Genomic DNA, 21,443 nt, shown 5'->3' on the forward strand with positions numbered 1-21,443 from the left:
GGAAGCTTCAATGCAGGAATACCCCGTTTCAGATCAAACAAAAACCGGATAATCGGAAGAGAAAAAGGAAGGAAGTGCGCAAAAAGGCATGAAAATAATGTAAATCAGAAATGAGTAAACGGAATGCCGTAACATTCCGTTTTCGCAAACATCAGTGACTCAGGATAGCGCGCACGCGTTCCAAATCTTCCGGAGTATCGACCCCGACGGAAGGGATGGCTTTTGCCACATCAACATGGATTTTTTCACCGTACCACAGCACCCGCAGTTGTTCGAGAAGTTCGATGTGCTCCAGTTCGCTCGGTTCCCATTTCACATACTGACGGATAAATCCGGCACGATAGGCGTAAATGCCGATATGGCGCAGGAAGACATCGCCAATTGTTTCTTTAGACACGGCAAAACGTTCGCGCTCCCAGGGAATGGCCGCCCGTGAGAAGTACATGGCATAGCCTTTAGCATTGCGCACAACTTTCACGGCGTTGGGATTGAAAGCTTCTTCTGCGGTTTCAATCGGCACGGCCAGCGTGGACATGCCCGCTTCGCTGTTTGCCAGATTTTCAGCGACCTGACGGATAATCACCGGCGGAATTAAGGGTTCGTCGCCCTGCACGTTAACGATGATTTCGTCATCAGCAAACTGGCATAGCTCGATCACTTCAGCCAGACGCTCAGTCCCGGACTGATGATCCGCACGGGTCATGCAGACTTCGCCACCGGCCGCTTCAACCGCTTTTACGACTTCCGGATGATCGGTTGCGACGATCACACGTTTCGCGCCAGATTCAAGCGCACGTTCCATGACATGGACAACCATCGGTTTACCGTTGATGTCCGCCAGAGGTTTACCCGGCAAACGACTTGAGCCATAACGGGCAGGAATAATGGCAATAAAACTCATGGATGTGTCTCATCTACAGAAAGCGGGCGGGCCTCATTTTCTAATAATACGGGAATTCCGTCACGAACCGGGTACGCGAGGCTGTCCGCTTTGCAGACCAATTCCTGAGACTCTTTATTAAAATACAACTTCCCGTTACAGACAGGGCAGGCAACGATTTCAAGCAAACGGTGATCCATAAATTTCTCCGGAGGCAAATACACCAGATTATCAATGTGGTGCAGCGCAAAAACACATTGGAAAACACGATACGACGGTGCATCAGGATAGCATAACCGCCCCACCAGCGTTACTCCTCACACCTTCGCGTCATACAGATGTGGAACCTTCGTAATGTGACGATAAAATTTCACGTTGTAATGATTGCGTTGCAGATTGAGGCAGAGTAGAATTTTTTGTGACCTGCATCACATAAATAACTTCAAACATGAGCCTTAAAATGAAAACCATTAACAAAATCATCGCAATGTTCGCAAACTTCAGCAACTAATAGTGCCTGACACCTGCAATCATCGTGAATCAACGGCTGCCTGGCGCAGCCGTTTTCTTTTGCTTAGCTCAGTTGCCAGTTTTTATTCCAGTGACGGGTTAAAGAGTCAGGAATGTTGCCCGTTGTGACTTCGCCAGCCCCCTGCCAAACCGCAAAACTATTAATCGCACCAGTGAGATCCCGAACCCGCCGTGCAGTCAGTGTAACCCCCGGTTCAAAATGTAAGCTTTTGATCTCGAGAATTTTATTCTTACGATGCATTTTGGCATCAACCCGACCGATCAGTTCTCCCCGCTGCAAAACAGGTAAGGTAAAATAGCCATATTGCCGTTTTGCCTCCGGCGTATAGCATTCGATCCGGTAGTCAAAATTGAACAAAACCGACGCACGTTTACGATCCCATACCACCGGATCAAATGGCGAAAGTAATGTCGTCACCGTCGAAGAAATACCGGATTCCAGCGCCTGCTGCAAAAGAGGCCATTGCTGCTGATGGACATAAAAAACACCGGTCAACCCTTCCACTTCCACCGGCGTTATTTCGTTGTCTGCCAGTAACTGAGCAATCACCTTTTTGGTATCAACACGCTTAAGCCGGTAATAATCAGCCAGCCATTCAGGCCTGAACAATCCGAGGCATTGGGCAGAACGCCTGAGCATTTGAAACTCTGCGTCCTCTTTCGTGAGCGCCTGTGTCGCATCATCCCAACCCGGCATCACGCGCTCGGCTAAATCGTATACCCGGTGGAAATTACGTCGCTCAGCGACCATAAGTTTGCCTGAGGTAAATAGCGTTTCCAGGTGCTTCTTATGCGGTTTCCAGTCCCACCATCCACTGTTCGATTTCTTTTCCGCGCTGAAATCTGCGGAACGAACAGGCCCGTTCTGAGCAATGTGTTTCAGCAAAGCCTGGATGTCATGCTCATGTTGATCAAACCACGTCTGTGAGAATTTCCAGCCCATTTTTTCCGGGTTCAACATCCGGTGACGCAACAGTCCGTAATCTTCACTCGGAATAAAGCAGGCCTCATGCGCCCAATATTCAAAGATCTTTCCCGCCGACAATGATTCTTCAAGCCACTGCGTCGGGTAATTACCGAGGCGGCTGAACAACACCAGATATGGACTACGTGCAACCACGCTGATCGTGTCGATTTGCAGCAATCCCATCTTACGAATCGCCTGAATGACATCAGCAGCAGTGAGTTTTTGGGTGGCAGGTTTTAAGAGATTTTGTGCAGATAAATGCAAGGTGCGGGCTGAAGCGAGAGATATAACCGGGTGAGACATATCGGTATCCATTGCAGCGGGTAGACTGCGGATACCGATAGCATATTTTTACCGAAGCGTAAAATTCTGCTTAACGGAGAACAACATAAATCAGATTCAGAACCCGATAACGTCAGCCGCTGAAGGACCGTGTGCGACGCTGCGGTAAGTGGTGAATTCAACTCGCTGACCGGCACTCAGGGATTTATTTCCCGTATTGGCGATCGAAGTACGCTGAACGTAAATTTCAGAAGAACCATCGAGCGGGCAAATAAAACCATAGCCTTTAGCCTGGTTGTACCATTTAACTAAACCCATTTTTAACATCATAATTTCTATCCTTTCTTTTGGGCATCCATGAACACACTTTTTTATTATTGTTCGGATGCGTTTGCCCATTTCTAAGTTATTTTTTTATAAAAAACCTCTAATGAGCGAATTTGTTTTAACGATTATTTTTACTACTTTTCGACGTTTTTATTAACGCCGCATTTACCTTGTCAGGTATGAAAAACCCGCCATCCGGCGGGCTTTACTCTGCTGATATGATTAGCGATTATCGTTATTTCATATCATCACGTCAGCCTCTTTTCAGAGCGCAATAACGTTAGCAGCAGCAGGACCGCGCGGGCTATCCTGAATGGTGTATTCTACACGCTGGCCTTCAGCCAGAGTTTTGAAACCATCGGTTGCGATTGCAGAGAAATGTACGAAGACATCTTTCTCGCCATCAGCCTGCTCAATAAAACCAAAACCTTTGCTTTCATTGAACCACTTAACCTGACCATTTTTCTTAGACATATTTAAAACCTTTTAACGAAATATAAAATCCTGCCATTCGGCAATGTTAGCCAATAGTTCAGACAATTACTTATGGGGAGGACTTAGAAGGTTCGTCTTGGAAGCGGAATCATCGGGAAAGAGATAACGTCTGGGAGGAACTGCTTTACTCAACACTCATACATAAATAGCGCTGCAACACAGGCTGCACGCATTAACTCACACGCCAGAATGAATAGCAAGCACTGTGTTACTATTATTCTTACGAGCTGAATCAAAACCATAAAGATCTGTTTGAAATCAGGGTGTTTACGTTTTCCTGCACGAGTAAATATTTTCGTTAAAGCCTGAGCCTGACGTTTTTAATGTGCTTTTTTCAAAATAAGATCAGTAATTTTTTGCAGCAGGTTTTCAGCCGAAATACCCTGAATCTTCGCTTCAACAGGTAAATACCACCAATTCTGCTGAGCAAAATCACGACATTTTACCGCGTCTTTTTCCGTCATCAGAAGCGCTCCTCCTCCCGGCACTAAAGCCGAAAGTTGTTCTGCCTGGTAAGCCTGATGATCGGCAAAAGTGACCTCTTTTTGCAACGTGACGCCCAATTGCTTAAGGGTGGCAAAAAAACGAGGCGGATGTCCGATTCCGGCCATCGCGACGACATTTTGCAACGCTGTAGCATCGCGTTGTTCGCCGGTAAGCAGGTTCACTGCTTTTCCCGGTTGCAACATCATTGACAGTTCACCTGTCTGCGCATTTCCACCGTTGGTAATCACTGCATCGACCGATAGCAAACGTGAAGCACGTTCCCGCATTGGGCCCGCAGGTAACCAGTGGCCATTACCGAAACGTCTCACACCATCAACAACGACAATTTCGACATCCCGCTCAAGCGCGTAATGCTGTAAACCATCGTCCGTGACGATGACATCGAGCTCGTGCTCGCTCAATAACGCTTTGACTGCCTCAGAACGAACCGGGGATACCGCAACCGGCGCCCCTGTTCGCTGAAAAATCAGTACAGGCTCATCACCCGCCTGTACTGTCGAGGTATTTTCATTAAGCACCAGCGGATAGTGTGCTGATTTGCCACCATAGCCACGTGACACTACGCCAACACGAAATCCGTGCTGTTGCAGTGTTTCAACCAGCCAGATCACCACAGGCGTTTTACCGTTACCTCCGGCGGTCAGATTGCCGACCACCACCACTGGCACCGGAGCACGCCAGCTTTTTCTGAGCCCTGATGTATAACTATAACGGATGACCGTTGCGATCAATCCGTATAACCACGACAGAGGCAAAAGTAACAAGTAAAACGGTGATTTTCCTGACCAGATGCGCTCAATCATTGGCCAAACTGCATCCGGTAAAGCTGTGAGTAAACACCGCGCTCTTCCAGCAAGGCAGTATGCGAACCACGCTCAACAATCCGGCCATCTTCAATCACCAGAATTTCATCGGCTTTTTCGATCGTTGACAAGCGGTGTGCTATTACCAGAGAGGTTCGGTTTTTCTGCAGTTCGTCGAGTGCAGCCTGAATGGCACGCTCAGACTCTGTATCCAGCGCGGATGTTGCCTCATCAAGGATCAGGATTGGCGAGTCGCGCAGCAATGCACGTGCGATAGCAATACGCTGACGCTGACCACCGGAAAGCAACACGCCGTTCTCGCCAATAACAGTATCCAGACCCTGGTCCATTTTACCGATGAAGTCCATGGCATACGCCATGGTGGCGGCTTTTTCGATTTCTTCGCGTGAATACATATCCGTACGGGCATACGCAATATTGTTAGCGATCGTATCGTTAAAAAGATGAACGTTCTGCGATACCAGTGCGACCTGATCACGCAGTGAGGACAAGGTGTACTCACGCAAATCATGCCCATCCATCAGGATTTGCCCTTCCTGGATGTCGTAAAAACGCGTCAGCAGGTTAGCAATGGTAGATTTACCTGAACCAGAGCGGCCTACCAGCGCGATCGTTTTCCCTTCAGGCAGGTCGAAGGAAATATCACGCAGTGCAGGAATATCGCGGCCAGGGTACGTGAAGGTCACATTTTTGAACTCAACATCGCCTTTGGCACGTTTAACTTCCAGCTTACCTTCGTCCTTCTCCTGCTCCATATCGAGGATCGAGAACAGAGTCTGACAAGCCGCCATACCGCGCTGGAACTGTGAGTTGACGTTGGTCAGAGACTTGAGCGGACGCATAAGTGCAATCATCGATGAGAACACTACAGTGATCGTACCGGCACTCAGCGTTTCCATAACAGACGGGAAGCTCGCGGCATACAACACGAAGGCCAGTGCAAGTGAGGCAATCAGTTGAATAATCGGGTCTGAGATTGAAGAGGCAGAAACCATCCGCATACCTTGCTGACGCATGCGGTTACTGACTTTATCAAATCTCTGCGTCTCGACTTTCTGACCACCAAAGATAAGCACTTCTTTGTGACCTTTCAGCATTTGTTCAGCGCTGGTCGTGACTTGCCCCATGGTGTTCTGCATCGATTTACTGATGTTACGAAAGCGTTTCGACACCACGCGGATAACCACAGACACAATCGGCGCGATAACCAGCAGGATCACAGATAACTGCCAGCTGTAGTAGAACATCATGATGAACAAACCGATAATCGACGCGCCTTCACGCACAACTGTCACCAGTGCGCTGGAGGAGGAAGATGCTACCTGTTCGGAATCATAGGTAATACGAGAGAGCAAAGTACCTGTGGACTGTTGATCAAAGAAGGCAACAGGCATTCTCATCATATGGCCGAACAGGCGGCGACGCATATGCATGACCACTTTGCCTGACACCCACGAGATGCAGTAACTTGAAATATAGCCACTCACGCCACGCACAATCATCAGGCCGATAACGACCAGTGGCATCCAGAGTAAAATTGAGCGGTCGGCTTTGCCAAACCCATCATCAAGCAGCGGCTTCAGCAAAGACAGCATGAATGTGTCACTGGCGGCGTTAGCGACCAGTGCAATAGCCGCAGCGATAAGCCCGGCCTTAAAAGGTGTGATCATCGGCCATAAGCGACGAAATGTCTGCCACGTGGAGAGATCTTTATCGTTCATCATGCAATATCAACCAGCATCGAAAGAAATAGCGGTCTATTCTACTCATTATCTTCTGATACTCCAAACCGGTGGTGGTACCAACGTGGGATTAATTGCTCACGTAAGCCCTTAATTGCCCAATAATCATCATAAATGAACAGACTCAGTTGGCCTGATATTGATGTCGAGCGCCAGTCATGGCGGGCTTTGTTGTATCTGCTAACAACTTTACGGGCAGGAAGGTGCCATTTATTGAAGCGGGCAGCCGATGCCAGGGCAATATCTGGCTGAACGGCACGCAGGAAAGGCGGCGTCGAGGAAGTATTGCTGCCATGATGCGGCACCTGAAGGAACGTAGACTTTAATCCCTCCCGCCATTTCTTGATGAGCGCCTTCTCGCTTGCCGACTCGATATCGCCGGTTAACAGGAGACTGTATCTTCCGTCATCAACACGTATGACACAGCTGTCAGCATTGCGCGCATCCGCAGTAGGCTTCTCCGGCCAAAGCACGGTGAAATTCAGCCCCTGCCACAGCCATTGCTGACCCGCAATACAGGGAAGATGAGGTACACCGGAAATCGAACTGTCACGAAAATTTGCAGCAGGATACATCGTTTGCAGAAACTCAAAGCCGCCGCGGTGGTCCATGTCATTGTGGCTGATAATAATCTGTTCAAGCTGAATATTTTTCCAGCGCAGAAATGGGGCGATATTTTGCTCTGCCGCGGAACCTCCTTCCCAGCGGTTGCCAGTGTCGTAAAGTACGCCTTTTCCGTCCTTACTGATAAGTACAGAAAGCCCGTGCCCGACATCCAGCATGTCCACCCTCCAGCGCTCAGGCGGTGTTCGTGTACACCAGCAGAACGAGATCAGCCCGAGTGAAATTAATATCGACAGGTAATGCCTGAGACAACACAGTCGCCAAAAGACAATGGTCAGCCACCCGGAAAGGCTGATGAGCAGGAAAGATTCTCCCAGCAGATGCCAGCCCTCAGAAAACAACTTAACCCCCCACATTGCCAGGCTGAGCGTATGGTCTGCCATCTTCCAGATTATATTCTGTACTTCATGCATCCATCCGGCAGGCGGTATGTTTAGCATGAGTGCCAGCAAAACCAGCGGCACCGTCACCAGAGATACGATGGGAACAGCCCACATGTTAGCCATGAAGGACGATATGTTAAGACCGTGGAAAATGGCAATTTGTAAGGGCAGCAGCAGTAACGTCATGCCTGCCTGCAAATGTGCCCAGCGTAAAAAAGACCAATACCAGGCTCGCTGAAAATTTGCAGGTAATGGCATCCATTGAAACCAGAAAATTAATGAAGCCACGGCAAAACAGGATAGCCAGAAACTGTCTGACAAAATATTCATCGGGTCAGCCAGTAAAAGTAAAGCCACACCCCATAACCAGACCTGCCACGGATGGCAACGCAAGCGGAGCAAACGCAGAAATATCCACAGCGAGACCGCCAGCGCGGCGCGCAATGCCGGCGCATTACAACCTGAAAGCCAGGTATAGGTCAGGAGGAAAAGCTCACTGATTAGCAGAGGGAACCGATAGTCAATCAGCCTTACCGGCAAAATAAATTGTAATCCGCGTGCAAACCACCAACCAAACAAGGCCGCGATTCCGATGTGCAACCCTGAAATGGCCACCAGATGGGCAATACCCGTTCGTTGCAGCAGAAGTTTTTCTTCGCCGTCGATCAACCCTTTCTCACCAAAAGCTAATGCAATCAGAACCGGTGTATTCTTAAGTTCGGGCATCGCATGTTGTACCCGCTGAATGAATTGCTGGCGAAACGAGCTGTCGGCATCAAGCAGCACGCCATGCTGGATAGTTGCCGTCAGCGGTGCATGGCCTGCCAGTGCCCAGCGTTGAGCGTCAAAACCGCCTTCATTTAACAGACTATGAACAGGACGAATATTGGCGGTCATTTTCCATCGTTGGCCTGCTAACAGCGGGGTTTGTGCCCCTTCCCACCTGGCACGAAATAGCAGAGGTGGAAATACCCACTTTCCGTCTATCTTTTCTATTTTATAAAACTGCGAGGAGGCGCCCTCTTCTCCCAGATTGATACTTTGCAAGCGAGCGACGACTTCACGATTCGGGCCAGTCAGTGTAAGCGCTTGCTGCACCAGTGTTCCGCCCTGTATCGCAGCCCAAATGAAAGCCATCAGAGCGAGTGAAGTCAGCGTGAATATTTTTGGCTGTAATCCCGGCAGCACCCAGGCAATACATCCCAGAACTATGAGTTGCAGTGTCGACGGAAGGTGAGCAACAAACACCAGCGGCACCATCCCGACAATGATGGCAACAGCGACCTCGTCCAATGAGATTTTAATAGTATTCCCTCTGCGTTAGTCATAGAGCCACCCTGGCCAGATTCTGGCTGGAGTATGTTATTCAGCACATGAGGGAACAAGCATCAGGTTGATACGGTGCGAGGTATTACGCAAAAAGTAAGAAGAAAATCAAAGAAAGGAGTTGGCTGAATTTGAAGCAAAAAAAACGGCGCCTTAAAGGCACCGTTTTAGCATTCGCTATAGGCAGTCATGTATGTTTCAGGCCGAAACCTTAGCCATAAATGTTCGCGCGATCACGCAGCTCTTTGCCTGGTTTAAAGTGAGGGACATACTTGCCATCCAGCTCAACTTTGTCGCCAGTTTTAGGGTTGCGCCCAACACGCGGAGCACGGTAGTGAAGAGAAAAACTGCCAAACCCACGGATCTCGATGCGTTCACCATCAGCCAAGGTTGCAGCCATATGTTCAAGCATCTCTTTCACTGCATCCTCAACAGCTTTCGCCGGGATATGAGAGTGCTGGCCAGCAAGTCTTTCAATAAGTTCAGACTTGGTCATAGTACCTCCAAGCTTTGCAGCTAAACTACCGTATCGGGGCGGCAGGACCGCCCCCCGTCATTACTCGCCTTTTGCCGCTTTGAACGCTTCAGCCATAGCGTTAGAGAAGTTGCTTTCTTCTGCTGGTTTGTTGTTAACCACAGCGATTGCATCTTTCTCGTCTGCTTCGTCCTTAGCACGGACGGACAGGCTTACTACGCGGTTCTTACGATCAACACCGGTGAATTTAGCTTCAACTTCATCACCAACGCTCAGAACCAGAGTTGCGTCTTCAATACGGTCGCGAGAAGCTTCTGAAGCGCGCAGGTAACCTTCTACGCCGCCAGCTAATTCAACTGTAGCACCTTTGGCGTCAACTGCAGTGACTTTACCAGTAACAATAGTACCTTTCTTGTTAACAGACAGGTAGTTATTGAATGGATCTTCAGCCAGTTGCTTCACGCCCAGGGAGATACGTTCACGTTCTGCGTCAACCTGCAGGACCACAGCTGCGATTTCGTCGCCTTTTTTGTATTCACGTACTGCTTCTTCGCCTGCAACGTTCCAGGAGATGTCAGACAGGTGAACCAGGCCGTCGATGCCGCCGTCCAGACCAATGAAGATACCGAAGTCAGTGATTGACTTGATTTTACCTTCAACACGGTCATTTTTGTTGTGGGTTTCTGCAAACAGCTGCCATGGGTTAGATTTGCATTGTTTCAGGCCCAGGGAGATACGACGACGTTCTTCGTCGATGTCCAGAACCATAACTTCAACAACATCACCCACGTTAACAACTTTAGATGGGTGGATGTTTTTGTTAGTCCAATCCATTTCAGAAACGTGAACCAGACCTTCAACGCCTTCTTCGATTTCTACGAAGCAGCCGTAATCAGTCAGGTTGGTAACGCGACCAGTCAGTTTAGTACCTTCTGGGTAACGTTTAGCGATAGCGACCCATGGATCTTCGCCCAGCTGTTTCAAGCCAAGGGATACACGTGTACGTTCACGGTCGAATTTAAGCACTTTAACAGTGATTTCATCGCCAACATTGACGATTTCGCTTGGGTGTTTAACACGTTTCCAAGCCATATCAGTGATGTGCAGCAGGCCATCAACGCCGCCCAGATCAACGAATGCACCGTAGTCAGTAAGGTTCTTAACGATACCTTTAACTTCCATGCCTTCCTGCAGGTTTTCCAGCAGCTGATCGCGCTCTGCGCTGTTCTCAGACTCAATTACTGCACGACGGGAAACAACAACGTTGTTGCGTTTCTGGTCCAGTTTGATGACTTTGAACTCAAGATCTTTGCCTTCAAGATGCAGCGTGTCGCGAACAGGACGAACGTCTACCAGTGAACCTGGCAGGAACGCACGGATACCGTTCAGCTCAACAGTGAAACCGCCTTTAACTTTACCGTTGATAACACCGGTAACAGTTGCAGATTCTTCGTAAGCTTTTTCCAGCGTGATCCAAGCTTCATGACGTTTAGCTTTTTCACGGGACAGCAGAGTTTCACCGAAGCCGTCTTCGACAGCGTCCAGCGCAACATCAACTTCGTCGCCAACCTGGATTTCCAGTTCGCCCTGTGCGTTTTTGAATTGTTCTGCCGGGATTGCAGACTCAGATTTCAGACCGGCGTCAACCAGTACGATATCTTTGTCGATGGACACAACAACACCACGAACGATGGAACCAGGACGGGTTTCGATTGTTTTTAAGGATTCTTCAAAGAGTTGAGCAAAAGATTCAGTCATGTTGTTAATCTTTAGGTTCTTAAGTTTAACGTCCATCTGGCGTCCTGCTGGATGGGGTTGTTTCAAATGCCCCGCTACAGATCCTTGCGGCGAGGTTAAAAAAAACTATAGCCAAAATTGGCACTGAATAGATTCCAGCGCCAAATTAAGGCTCGATTACCGGGTTTGTTTTTGCGGCAATCCTAAAATTTCTGTGGCATAAGCCAGCGCTTTTTCGATGACTTCATCAATGGACATACTGGTTGAATCCAGTAATAACGCATCGGAAGCAGCCACTAAGGGCGCAATGGATCGGTTACGATCTCGGTCATCACGTTCCTTGATCTCGGCTAAAAGCCGTTCAAAGTTAACACTAAAGCCCTTTTCCTGCAACTGTAGCATTCTTCTGTTTGCACGCTCTTCTGAGCTGGCGTCGAGAAATATTTTGACCGGCGCATCGGGAAAGACCACAGTGCCCATGTCTCGCCCGTCGGCAATCAGGCCTGGCGCCTCACGGAACGCGCGCTGACGACGCAGTAATGCTTCGCGAACGCGAGGGAAAGCTGCCGCCTGAGACGCGGTATTACCTACCGTTTCGGTGCGGATCTCATTGCTGACATCCTCACCTTCTAAAATTACCTTTAACTGCCCATCCTGAGCGACAAAACGCACGTCGAGATGTGCGGCAAGCGGAACTAACGCCTCTTCTGAGACGATATCAACCTGATGATGAAGTGCTGCCAGCGCTAAAACCCGGTAGATTGCTCCGGAATCCAGTAAACGCCAGTTAAGGGCTTCGGCCAAAGCTTTACACAATGTACCTTTACCTGCACCACTTGGCCCATCAACGGTGATTACCGGGGCTATAGCCGTCATTTTTGTCTCCTTTCGGTGGGTGATACCCGCTTCATTAGCCTCATAGGACTAATTCAGGAGCGGCATTATACGCTGCCTTTGCGGCAACTGTTACCCCACATTTATCAGTTGTCTAAAAAGCGGACGGTTCTCAATGATAAAAGCAAAAAAAAACGGACATCCAGGATGTCCGCTCTCTGACCCACCTAGTTATAGACTATGCCAGCGTACTTATAGCGGCGAGACGATCAAAATAATCAGGGAAGGTCTTCGCGGTACACTTAGGATCGAGGATCGTTACCGGCGTATCGGACAACGCCACCAGCGAGAAACACATCGCCATACGATGATCGTTATAGGTGCCAATCTCTGCGAATTTAAGGGATTGCGGTGGCTCAATGCGAATATAATCCTCACCCTCTTCCACCGTTGCACCGACTTTACGCAGCTCGGTCGCCATTGCCGTCAGTCGATCCGTTTCTTTCACGCGCCAGTTAAAAATGTTGCGCAGCGTAGTGGTCCCTTCGGCAAACAGCGCTGCCGTCGCGATGGTCATTGCAGCATCCGGGATATGGTTCATGTCCATATCAATGCCTTTCAGTTTGCCGCGGGTACATTCGATGTAATCATCCGCCCAATGAATAGTTGCACCCATTTTTTCCAGCACATCTGCAAAGCGGATATCACCCTGCATGCTGTTTTTGCCGATACCGGTGACGCGAACGGTGCCGCCTTTGATAGCCGCAGCGGCCAGGAAGTAGGACGCAGAAGACGCATCGCCTTCAACGAGGTACGAACCTGGAGAGACATACTGCTGACGGCCTTTGATGCTAAATGTCTGGTACTGGTGATTTTCTACATCAATACCAAAGGTTTTCATCAGATTAAGCGTGATATCAATATAAGGTTTGGAAACCAGATCACCTTTAATCTGAATCGTTGTGTCGTTATCAGCCAGCGGAGCTGTCATTAATAACGCGGTCAGGAATTGGCTGGAAACACTTCCATCGACACTGACATCCCCGCCGGTAAAGCCACCGCGCAGGCGCAATGGCGGATAATCTTGCTGCTCAAGATAATCAATTTGCGCACCGCCCTGACGCAGCGCGTCCACCAGATGCCCGATCGGACGCTCCTTCATACGCGGCTCACCGGTCAGCACAACATCCTGTTCACCCAGACATAACGCCGCAGCCAGCGGACGCATTGCTGTACCTGCGTTACCGAGAAACAATTCCAGACCTTTCGCATTGGAGAAAGCGGTGCCCAGCCCCTCGATTTCACACTCAGTACGGGAGGCTGACAGGCGATGAGTCACTCCCAGCTGTGTCAGTGCATTTAGCATGTGGCGCACATCGTCACTGTCGAGCAGGTTAGTCAGGCGGGTAGTGCCCTGTGCAAAAGCAGCCAGTAACAGTGCACGGTTAGAAACACTTTTTGAGCCAGGTAAATTGATGCTGCCGTTAACCAGTGCAACGGGTTGTAATGTCAGGGATTCCACTCTTTCTCCAATTCTTCTTTTCATAAAATGACCCCGGACATTCAGCCGGGGTCATTTTTAAGGCTTCTAACTAAAGCATTCTGCAGGCCTGAAAGCCAGCACACTTAACCGTGGCGTTTTTCGAACTCCGCCATAAAGTCGGTCAGGGCTTTTACGCCTTCAATCGGCATTGCATTATAAATAGATGCGCGCATACCGCCAGCAACACGGTGACCTTTAAGCGCATGCAGGCCGGCGTCCTGTGCCTGATCGAGGAACAATTTGTCCAAAGAAGCATCCGCCATCTGGAAAGGAACGTTCATCCACGAACGGTTGGCCGTCGCTACCATGTTGCGGTAAAAGCCGGTGCGATCGATAGCGCCATAAAGTAATTCGGCTTTGGCCTGGTTACGTTTCTCCATCTCGCGTAAACCGCCCTGCTCTTTCAGCCACTTAAAGACCATACCAGAGAGGTACCAGGCGAAAGTCGGCGGAGTGTTGAACATAGAGTCGTTCTCAGCCAGCACGGTGTAATCAAGGATGGAAGGCAGTTCAGTGCGGGCTTTCCCCAGCAAATCTTCGCGGACGATCACCAGCGTCAGACCTGCAGGGCCAATATTTTTCTGCGCGCCCGCGTAAATCACGCCAAAGCGGCTGACATCAATCGGGCGGGACAGGATACAAGAGGAATAGTCGGCGACCACAATCTTGTCACCGAAATCAGGCATTTCATCAATGGAAACACCGTCGATTGTTTCATTCGGGCAGTAATGAACGTAAGCGGAATCTGCATTCAGTTTCCATTCGCTCATCGGCAGAATGCCACGCTTACCGTCAAGGTTCGTGGTGACATCAATCACGTTCGGGGTGCAGTATTTTTTGGCTTCATTGACTGCGCTGTGTGCCCAGTAACCACCATCGATGTAATCAGCAGAGGATTTATCGCCCAGCAGGTTCATTGGCACCGCGGCGAATTGAGCACGTGCGCCACCGTGGCAGAACAGCACTTTATAGTTCTGGGGAATATTCAGGAGGTCACGGATATCCTTCTCGGACTCTTCAGCAACCTGGATAAACTCCTTACTGCGGTGACTGATTTCCATCACCGATGTACCCAGTCCGTGCCAGTTACAAAGTTCCTGTTCCGCACGACGCAATACTTCAGCCGGGATCATTGCCGGGCCAGCACTAAAATTATAAACCTGAGTCATTTCCCCTCACCACTTCTCTGAGACAGCCACATTGTAAGCACTAATTTAACGGTTTTATCATCCGAGACAAGGAGTCTGCAACGGATATTGATTACGACCTGATAAACAGCGATGAGATCTCGGTCACAAGGTTCATTCCTCCCTGGAAAGCTGATTTAACAGGATTATCTGTTCATGTCCGAACCCTGCTCCGCGCCTTTGACCAGGCAAGTTACAACGCGATTACATTCTTAACACGAATACATGGAGGTGCATCGCAAAACCCCGTATCATTGCGCGTTTTTAGCACGCTCAAAAGTGAACTCAATGACGCAAACTTTTATTCCTGGTAAAGACGCGGCGCTGGAAGACTCCATTTCCCGCTTCCAACAAAAACTCACCGATCTCGGTTTTAATATCGAAGAAGCCTCCTGGCTGAACCCGGTTCCGCACGTCTGGTCAGTGCACATTCGCGACCGCGACTGCCCGCTGTGCTTCACCAACGGAAAAGGTGCGAGCAAGAAAGCCGCTCTGGCGTCTGCACTGGGTGAATATTTTGAGCGTCTGTCGACGAACTATTTCTTTGCCGATTTCTATCTGGGTAAAGAAATTGCTAATGGTGATTTCGTTCATTATCCGAACGAAAAATGGTTCCCTGTGGCTGAAGATAACAGCCTGCCGGAAGGAATTCTGGACGAGCGTCTGCATGAATTTTACGATGCCGATAAAGAGCTGGTTGCCAGTGATCTGATCGATCTGCAATCAGGCAACCCGGATCGCGGGATCTGCGCGCTACCGTTCACCCGTCAGTCAGATCTGCAAACCGTTTACATTCCGATGAATATCATCGGTAACCTGTATGTTTCTAACGGGATGTCAGCCGGTAATACCGCTAATGAAGCGCGTGTTCAGGGGCTGTCTGAAGTCTTCGAGCGTTACGTTAAAAATCGTATCATCGCGGAATCCATCAGCCTGCCGGAAATTCCTGCTGACGTGCTGGCGCGTTATCCGGGCGTGGTGGAAGCCATCGCTAAACTGGAAGAAGAAGGGTTCCCGATCCTTTCTTATGACGCGTCACTGGGCGGCAATTACCCGGTCATTTGTGTGGTGCTGTTCAACCCTGCAAACGGCACCTGCTTCGCTTCCTTTGGCGCCCACCCTGATTTCGGTGTGGCACTTGAGCGTACTGTCACCGAATTACTACAGGGCCGCAGCCTGAAAGATCTGGACGTGTTCACCGCCCCGACCTTTGATGACGAAGAAGTTGCTGAGCACGCAAACCTCGAAACCCACTTCATCGACTCAAGTGGTTTGATTTCATGGGATATGTTCAAACAAGATGCAGACTATCCGTTTGCAGACTGGAGCTTCAGTGGCAGCACTGAAGAAGAGTTCGCGACGCTGATGGCAATTTTCGACAAAGAAGATGCTGAAGTGTACATCGCCGATTACGAACATCTGGACGTTTATGCTTGCCGCATCATCGTTCCGGGCATGTCTGATATTTATCCGGCTGAAGATTTACTGCTGGCAAATAACAGTATGGGTGCACATTTGCGCGATCAACTGCTGGCACTGCCGGACAGCGATCTGCCAAAAGAAACCTATCTCGAGATGATTACTCAACTTGATGATGAAGGTCTGGATGACTTTACCCGTGTGCGTGAACTGCTGGGTATTGCCAGCGGCAAGGATAATGGCTGGTACACCCTGCGCGTTGGCGAACTGAAATCTATGCTGGCACTGGCGGGCGGCGATTTCGATCAGGCACTGACCTGGGCTGAGTGGGCTCACGAGTTCAACTCATCGGTCTACAGCGACGAACGCAACAACTACTACCGTTGCCTGCAAACCTTATTGCAGTTGTCACTGGAAGAAGATCGCGAGCCAGCGCAGTATTACAACGCTTTCGTAAAAATGTACGGCCAGAAAGCCGTGGAAGATGCCTCTGCTGCAATCAGCGGCGAAGTTCGCTTCCACAGCCTGTTTGCGGTTGATCCTGACCTCAAAGCGCTGCCCGCCCATCAGGCATTGCTCCGTGCTTATGAAAAGCTGCAGGTCGCTAAACGTCGTCACTGGTCGAAAGCCTGATGTAAACGGCACCCTGACTGAACCTGAACCGGCAGAGCACTCTGCCGGTTTTTTTATTTCTGGTTCGTCTGAGCTCCCTTATTTGGATAGCGGGATTTGACTCGGGGCAGGAAATGGCGTGTAATTTCGCGCGCTATACTGACGGGTTAGCATTTTTACAGGATAAATAAATTCCGAATCCTGAAAAGTTAATTGGGTGTAAAGAAATCAAATTCAAATCAATGACAATAATTAACAGCCGATGTTTTTTATTTACCTATTAAGAAGAATAATTTAAGTATTCATCAACTTTTTTTGTAAAAATTAAAATGTTTTTATTTAATTAATTTCAACAAGTTAAGCCAAAAAGTACCTATGCAGTAGTAGACAATAATGCATCGAAATCCTCCCCGTATGATCCACGTCAATTTTTACGTTATACTGCTTTGCTAGTATCTCGTTGCGCAGTGCATAGCCCTGAATAAGAGAGTTAATGTGAAAACTGACAACCCCTTCGATCTTATATTACCCGCCGCTACAGCTAAAGTTGCTGAAGATGCCGGCGTTTATAAAGCCACCAAACAGCCGTTAAAAACGTTCTTTTTAGCCATTACTGCTGGCGTCTTTATTTCTATTGCCTTTGCTTTTTATATCACTTCCACCACAGGTACCGGCACCGTTCCTTTCGGTCTGGCAAAACTTGTCGGAGGCATATGCTTCTCTCTGGGTCTTATGCTGGTCGTGGTATGTGGTGCTGATCTCTTTACCTCTACGGTGCTGATTGTCATTGCGAAAGCCAGCGGTCGTATTACCTGGGGGCAACTGGCACGCAACTGGGCCAATGTCTATATTGGTAACCTGATTGGCTGTCTGTTCTTTGTCGCCCTGATCTGGTTCTCCGGTGAATATATGGTGGATAACGGTTTGTGGGGACTCAACGTTCTGCAAACAGCCGACCATAAGATGCATCACACCTTTATCGAAGCTGTGTGTCTCGGGATCCTGGCTAACCTGATGGTTTGCCTGGCTGTCTGGATGAGTTACTCCGGCCGCAGCCTGATGGATAAGATGTTTGCCATGATTCTGCCGGTAGCCATGTTTGTCGCCAGCGGCTTCGAGCATAGCATCGCCAACATGTTCATGATCCCGTTAGGTATTGTCGTTAAGAACTTTGCAACACCCGAATTCTGGCAGGCTGTCGGTGCAACACCGGCACAATTCGCAGAACTGAACGTCAGTAACTTTATCATCGATAATCTCATCCCTGTGACCATAGGTAACATCATCGGGGGTGGCTTGCTGGTAGGGTTAACGTACTGGGTTATATATCTTCGCGATGAGAAAAATCACTGATTCAACGTGGATTCTCGTTACGACAGTTTTACACGCGATTTTTAAAGAAATCCAAATTAGAAGGTAGGTGCAAGATGTCCAAGCTCAATGAAAAATTGACCAACGCATGGCAAGGCTTTAGTGCTGGTGAATGGCAGAATGGCGTAAACGTCCGTGACTTCATTCAGAAGAACTACACCCCGTATGAAGGTGATGAGTCCTTCCTGGCTGGCGCGACTCAGGCGACAACCACCCTGTGGGATAAAGTAATGGACGGTATCAAACTGGAGAACAGCACCAAAGCTCCGGTTGACTTCGATACTGACGTTGCGGCTACCATCACTTCTCATGACGCTGGCTACATCAATAAATCTCTGGAAACCATCGTTGGTCTGCAAACTGACGCGCCATTGAAACGTGCCCTGATCCCATTCGGCGGCATCAAAATGGTAGAAGGTTCATGTAAAGTTTATGGCCGTGAACTGGATCCAGCGCTGAAAAAAATCTTCACCGATTACCGCAAAACGCATAACCAGGGTGTGTTCGACGTTTACACAAAAGACATCCTGAACTGCCGTAAATCTGGCGTGCTGACCGGTTTACCCGATGCCTATGGCCGTGGCCGTATCATTGGTGACTACCGTCGCGTTGCACTTTACGGTATCGACTTCCTGATGGCTGACAAATTCGCACAGTTCCAGTCTCTGCAAGACGACCTGGAAAATGGCGTGAATCTGGAAATGACCATCCAGCTGCGTGAAGAAATCTCAGAACAACATCGTGCTCTGGGTCAGATTAAAGAAATGGCTGCTAAATACGGCTACGACATTTCTGGTCCTGCAACCAGCGCGCAGGAAGCTGTTCAGTGGACTTACTTCGGCTACCTGGCTGCGGTTAAATCTCAGAACGGTGCAGCAATGTCCTTCGGCCGCGTATCTACTTTCCTTGACGTGTTCATCGAACGTGATATCAAAGCAGGCAAACTGAACGAAGAACAAGCTCAGGAACTGATTGACCATCTGGTTATGAAACTGCGTATGGTACGTTTCCTGCGTACTCCTGAATATGATGAACTGTTCTCTGGTGACCCAATCTGGGCAACAGAATCCCTGGCCGGTATGGGTGTTGATGGCCGTACTCTGGTGACCAAAAACAGCTATCGTTTCCTGAATACCCTGTACACCATGGGGCCTTCACCAGAACCGAACATGACCATTCTGTGGTCTGAAAAGCTGCCAATGAACTTCAAAAAGTACGCAGCCAAAGTGTCTATCGATACCTCATCTGTACAGTATGAGAACGATGACCTGATGCGTCCTGACTTCAACAACGATGACTACGCTATCGCTTGTTGTGTGAGCCCGATGGTTGTGGGTAAACAAATGCAGTTCTTCGGTGCTCGTGCAAACCTGGCGAAAACCATGTTGTACGCAATTAACGGCGGCGTTGATGAAAAAATGAAAATCCAGGTTGGCCCGAAAGAAGCGCCAATGATGGATACCGTGCTGGACTATGACAAAGTCATGGATCGCATGGACCACTTCATGGACTGGTTAGCAAAACAGTACGTGACTGCACTGAACATCATTCACTACATGCATGATAAATACAGCTACGAAGCTGCATTGATGGCACTGCATGACCGTGATGTTTATCGCACCATGGCGTGTGGTATCGCAGGTCTGTCCGTTGCTGCTGACTCCCTGTCTGCTATCAAATATGCCAAAGTAAGCACCATCCGCGACGAAGACGGCCTGGCTGTAGACTTCAAAATTGAAGGCGAATATCCACAGTTCGGTAACAACGATTCTCGCGTAGATGACATCGCTTGTGACCTGGTAGAACGTTTCATGAAGAAAATTCAGAAACTGCGTACCTACCGTGGCGCTGTGGCAACTCAGTCTGTTCTGACCATCACCTCTAACGTGGTTTATGGTAAGAAAACCGGTAACACTCCAGACGGTCGTCGTGCTGGTGCGCCATTCGGTCCAGGTGCAAACCCAATGCACGGTCGTGATCAGAAAGGTGCCGTTGCCTCCCTGACTTCCGTTGCTAAACTGCCGTTTGCTTACGCGAAAGATGGTATTTCTTATACCTTCTCTATCGTTCCTAACGCGCTGGGTAAAGACGATGATGTGCGTAAAGCGAACCTTGCGGGTCTGATGGATGGTTACTTCCATCACGAAGCGTCCATCGAAGGTGGTCAACACCTGAACGTGAACGTCATGAACCGTGAGATGCTGTTAGATGCGATGGAGCACCCTGAGAACTACCCTCAGCTGACCATCCGTGTTTCAGGTTACGCGGTACGCTTCAACTCACTGACTAAAGAACAGCAACAAGACGTTATTACCCGTACTTTCACTAAGTCCCTGTAATAAGTCACCCTTTCGTTTAGTGTGATAAAAAGGCTCCACATCGTGGAGCCTTTGTTTCATCCGCCCTACTCTTTACTGTCTTCATGACAGTCTGTTTTGCCAGAGCGCTATGGTTGTGGATCTCTGGCAAAGCAGTTCCGGCAATCGCTGGCAATCAACCTTATTGATTGTCTGGTATCATAAACAGATGGTTCCCAGTTTATCTCTGCCAGGCCAGCATCCGCACTTTTAGACTGCTATTCATTGGTCAATATGGAGAATAACCCGCAATGTCAGTTCAAGGTCGAATCCACTCATATGAATCCTGTGGCACCGTAGACGGCCCAGGTATCCGCTTTATTGTTTTCTTCCAGGGTTGCCTGATGCGTTGCATGTATTGCCACAACCGCGATACCTGGGACACTCATGGCGGCAAAGAAATCAATGTCGACGATTTGATGAAAGAAGTCGTGACCTATCGCCACTTTATGAATGCTTCCGGCGGCGGTGTAACAGCCTCTGGCGGTGAAGCGATCCTTCAGGCGGAATTCGTGCGTGACTGGTTCCGCGCCTGCCAGAAAGAAGGGATCAATACCTGTCTGGATACCAACGGTTTTGTCCGCCGCTATGACCCGGTGATAGATGAATTGCTCGATGCCTCTGACCTGGTAATGCTCGATCTAAAACAGATGAACGACAATATCCATCAGAATTTGGTCGGCGTCTCCAACCATCGCACGCTGGACTTTGCGCGCTATCTGGCAAAACGTAATCAACGCACCTGGATCCGCTACGTTGTGGTGCCGGGCTGGTCTGATGATGATGAATCCGCGCACAAACTTGGCGAGTTCACCAAAGACATGACCAATATCGAAAAGATTGAGCTGCTGCCTTACCATGAGCTTGGCAAACATAAATGGACGGCAATGGGTGAAAAGTACGGCCTGGATGGCGTAAACCCACCAACGACCGAAATTATGGATAGAGTGAAAAACATTCTTGCCAGCTACGGGCACAAAGTCATCTACTGATATTTCTGATCAGATAACAGGCTTTTGA

Annotated in this window: 17 protein-coding genes; 4 read left to right on the forward strand and 13 right to left on the reverse strand. The window is 49.1% G+C overall.

The annotated features are described in order from the left end of the window. Positions 1 to 151: 151 nt before the first annotated feature. The 13 genes from kdsB to serC all read right to left on the reverse strand — a co-directional run bounded on the left by kdsB (position 152) and on the right by serC (position 14,646). Positions 152 to 901: a 3-deoxy-manno-octulosonate cytidylyltransferase gene (kdsB, locus tag ACQZQY_RS18655; RefSeq protein WP_056769274.1), complete on the reverse strand. Its 750-nt coding sequence runs from the start codon at positions 899 to 901 to the stop codon at positions 152 to 154. After that, on the reverse strand, positions 898 to 1,080 hold the full coding sequence (locus ACQZQY_RS18660) for a Trm112 family protein (protein WP_056771818.1): 183 nt from the start codon (positions 1,078 to 1,080) through the stop codon (positions 898 to 900). Before ACQZQY_RS18660 ends, kdsB begins: the two co-directional genes overlap by 4 nt. A 374-nt stretch (positions 1,081 to 1,454) precedes the next feature. Beyond that, positions 1,455 to 2,681 carry a winged helix-turn-helix domain-containing protein gene (locus tag ACQZQY_RS18665; RefSeq protein WP_431296181.1) on the reverse strand — a complete coding sequence of 409 codons (1,227 nt, stop codon included), beginning with the start codon at positions 2,679 to 2,681 and terminating at the stop codon, positions 1,455 to 1,457. Between the two features lie 96 nt (positions 2,682 to 2,777). Next, positions 2,778 to 2,990 carry a cold-shock protein gene (locus ACQZQY_RS18670; RefSeq protein ID WP_056769270.1) on the reverse strand — a complete coding sequence of 71 codons (213 nt, stop codon included), beginning with the start codon at positions 2,988 to 2,990 and terminating at the stop codon, positions 2,778 to 2,780. A 261-nt stretch (positions 2,991 to 3,251) separates the two neighbouring features. Further along, positions 3,252 to 3,461, reverse strand: coding sequence for a transcription antiterminator/RNA stability regulator CspE (gene cspE, locus ACQZQY_RS18675; RefSeq protein WP_056769269.1), 210 nt, complete (start codon positions 3,459 to 3,461; stop codon positions 3,252 to 3,254). A gap of 341 nt (positions 3,462 to 3,802) precedes the next feature. Next, entirely contained in the window at positions 3,803 to 4,792 is a 990-nt protein-coding gene (gene lpxK, locus ACQZQY_RS18680) for a tetraacyldisaccharide 4'-kinase (RefSeq protein WP_431296182.1), read from the reverse strand. Continuing rightward, complete coding sequence (gene msbA / locus ACQZQY_RS18685) at positions 4,789 to 6,537, reverse strand: lipid A ABC transporter ATP-binding protein/permease MsbA (RefSeq protein ID WP_056769265.1); 1,749 nt, start codon at positions 6,535 to 6,537, stop codon at positions 4,789 to 4,791. Before msbA ends, lpxK begins: the two co-directional genes overlap by 4 nt. Before the next feature lie 38 nt (positions 6,538 to 6,575). Then, entirely contained in the window at positions 6,576 to 8,855 is a 2,280-nt protein-coding gene (locus ACQZQY_RS18690) for a ComEC family protein (protein ID WP_431296183.1), read from the reverse strand. A 244-nt stretch (positions 8,856 to 9,099) separates the two neighbouring features. Then, positions 9,100 to 9,384, reverse strand: coding sequence for an integration host factor subunit beta (ihfB, locus tag ACQZQY_RS18695; RefSeq protein ID WP_013574835.1), 285 nt, complete (start codon positions 9,382 to 9,384; stop codon positions 9,100 to 9,102). A gap of 60 nt (positions 9,385 to 9,444) precedes the next feature. Continuing rightward, positions 9,445 to 11,121 (reverse strand): 30S ribosomal protein S1, encoded by a 1,677-nt coding sequence (rpsA, locus tag ACQZQY_RS18700; protein WP_235533387.1) that lies wholly within the window; start codon positions 11,119 to 11,121, stop codon positions 9,445 to 9,447. A 156-nt stretch (positions 11,122 to 11,277) separates the two neighbouring features. Next, on the reverse strand, positions 11,278 to 11,976 hold the full coding sequence (gene cmk, locus ACQZQY_RS18705) for a (d)CMP kinase (RefSeq protein ID WP_056769261.1): 699 nt from the start codon (positions 11,974 to 11,976) through the stop codon (positions 11,278 to 11,280). Between the two features lie 196 nt (positions 11,977 to 12,172). Then, the gene (gene aroA / locus ACQZQY_RS18710; RefSeq protein ID WP_431297213.1) at positions 12,173 to 13,456 is read right to left on the reverse strand and encodes a 3-phosphoshikimate 1-carboxyvinyltransferase; all 1,284 of its coding nucleotides are present in this window, start codon (positions 13,454 to 13,456) and stop codon (positions 12,173 to 12,175) included. Positions 13,457 to 13,560: 104 nt separating this feature from the next. Further along, positions 13,561 to 14,646 (reverse strand): 3-phosphoserine/phosphohydroxythreonine transaminase, encoded by a 1,086-nt coding sequence (gene serC, locus ACQZQY_RS18715; RefSeq protein ID WP_056769258.1) that lies wholly within the window; start codon positions 14,644 to 14,646, stop codon positions 13,561 to 13,563. 306 nt (positions 14,647 to 14,952) lie between these two features. On the opposite strand from serC, the gene ycaO reads away from it, so the two are divergent. The 4 genes from ycaO (at position 14,953) to pflA (ending at position 21,415) form a co-directional block, all read left to right on the forward strand. Then, positions 14,953 to 16,716, forward strand: coding sequence for a 30S ribosomal protein S12 methylthiotransferase accessory factor YcaO (ycaO, locus tag ACQZQY_RS18720; protein ID WP_056771810.1), 1,764 nt, complete (start codon positions 14,953 to 14,955; stop codon positions 16,714 to 16,716). 474 nt (positions 16,717 to 17,190) lie between these two features. Further along, positions 17,191 to 18,048: a formate transporter FocA gene (gene focA / locus ACQZQY_RS18725; protein ID WP_056769256.1), complete on the forward strand. Its 858-nt coding sequence runs from the start codon at positions 17,191 to 17,193 to the stop codon at positions 18,046 to 18,048. 74 nt (positions 18,049 to 18,122) lie between these two features. Next, a complete protein-coding gene (gene pflB, locus ACQZQY_RS18730) occupies positions 18,123 to 20,405 on the forward strand; it encodes a formate C-acetyltransferase (protein WP_122094770.1) in 2,283 nt (760 codons plus the stop codon). A 269-nt stretch (positions 20,406 to 20,674) separates the two neighbouring features. Continuing rightward, entirely contained in the window at positions 20,675 to 21,415 is a 741-nt protein-coding gene (pflA, locus tag ACQZQY_RS18735) for a pyruvate formate lyase 1-activating protein (protein ID WP_431296184.1), read from the forward strand. The last annotated feature ends 28 nt before the right edge of the window (positions 21,416 to 21,443 follow it).

The organism is Rahnella sp. PAMC25559 (assembly GCF_050632365.1).
Classification (GTDB): Bacteria; Pseudomonadota; Gammaproteobacteria; order Enterobacterales; family Enterobacteriaceae; genus Rahnella; species Rahnella rivi.

Coding starts and splice junctions, on each gene's coding strand:
- ACQZQY_RS18660 (WP_056771818.1), bottom strand. CDS start 1,080: ATGGATCACCGTTTGCTTGAAATCGTTGCCTGCCCTGTCTGTAACGGG.
- pflA (WP_431296184.1), top strand. CDS start 20,675: ATGTCAGTTCAAGGTCGAATCCACTCATATGAATCCTGTGGCACCGTA.
- ACQZQY_RS18670 (WP_056769270.1), bottom strand. CDS start 2,990: ATGATGTTAAAAATGGGTTTAGTTAAATGGTACAACCAGGCTAAAGGC.
- cspE (WP_056769269.1), bottom strand. CDS start 3,461: ATGTCTAAGAAAAATGGTCAGGTTAAGTGGTTCAATGAAAGCAAAGGT.
- ihfB (WP_013574835.1), bottom strand. CDS start 9,384: ATGACCAAGTCTGAACTTATTGAAAGACTTGCTGGCCAGCACTCTCAT.
- msbA (WP_056769265.1), bottom strand. CDS start 6,537: ATGATGAACGATAAAGATCTCTCCACGTGGCAGACATTTCGTCGCTTA.
- cmk (WP_056769261.1), bottom strand. CDS start 11,976: ATGACGGCTATAGCCCCGGTAATCACCGTTGATGGGCCAAGTGGTGCA.
- kdsB (WP_056769274.1), bottom strand. CDS start 901: ATGAGTTTTATTGCCATTATTCCTGCCCGTTATGGCTCAAGTCGTTTG.
- lpxK (WP_431296182.1), bottom strand. CDS start 4,792: ATGATTGAGCGCATCTGGTCAGGAAAATCACCGTTTTACTTGTTACTT.
- rpsA (WP_235533387.1), bottom strand. CDS start 11,121: ATGACTGAATCTTTTGCTCAACTCTTTGAAGAATCCTTAAAAACAATC.
- pflB (WP_122094770.1), top strand. CDS start 18,123: ATGTCCAAGCTCAATGAAAAATTGACCAACGCATGGCAAGGCTTTAGT.
- ACQZQY_RS18665 (WP_431296181.1), bottom strand. CDS start 2,681: ATGTCTCACCCGGTTATATCTCTCGCTTCAGCCCGCACCTTGCATTTA.
- serC (WP_056769258.1), bottom strand. CDS start 14,646: ATGACTCAGGTTTATAATTTTAGTGCTGGCCCGGCAATGATCCCGGCT.
- ycaO (WP_056771810.1), top strand. CDS start 14,953: ATGACGCAAACTTTTATTCCTGGTAAAGACGCGGCGCTGGAAGACTCC.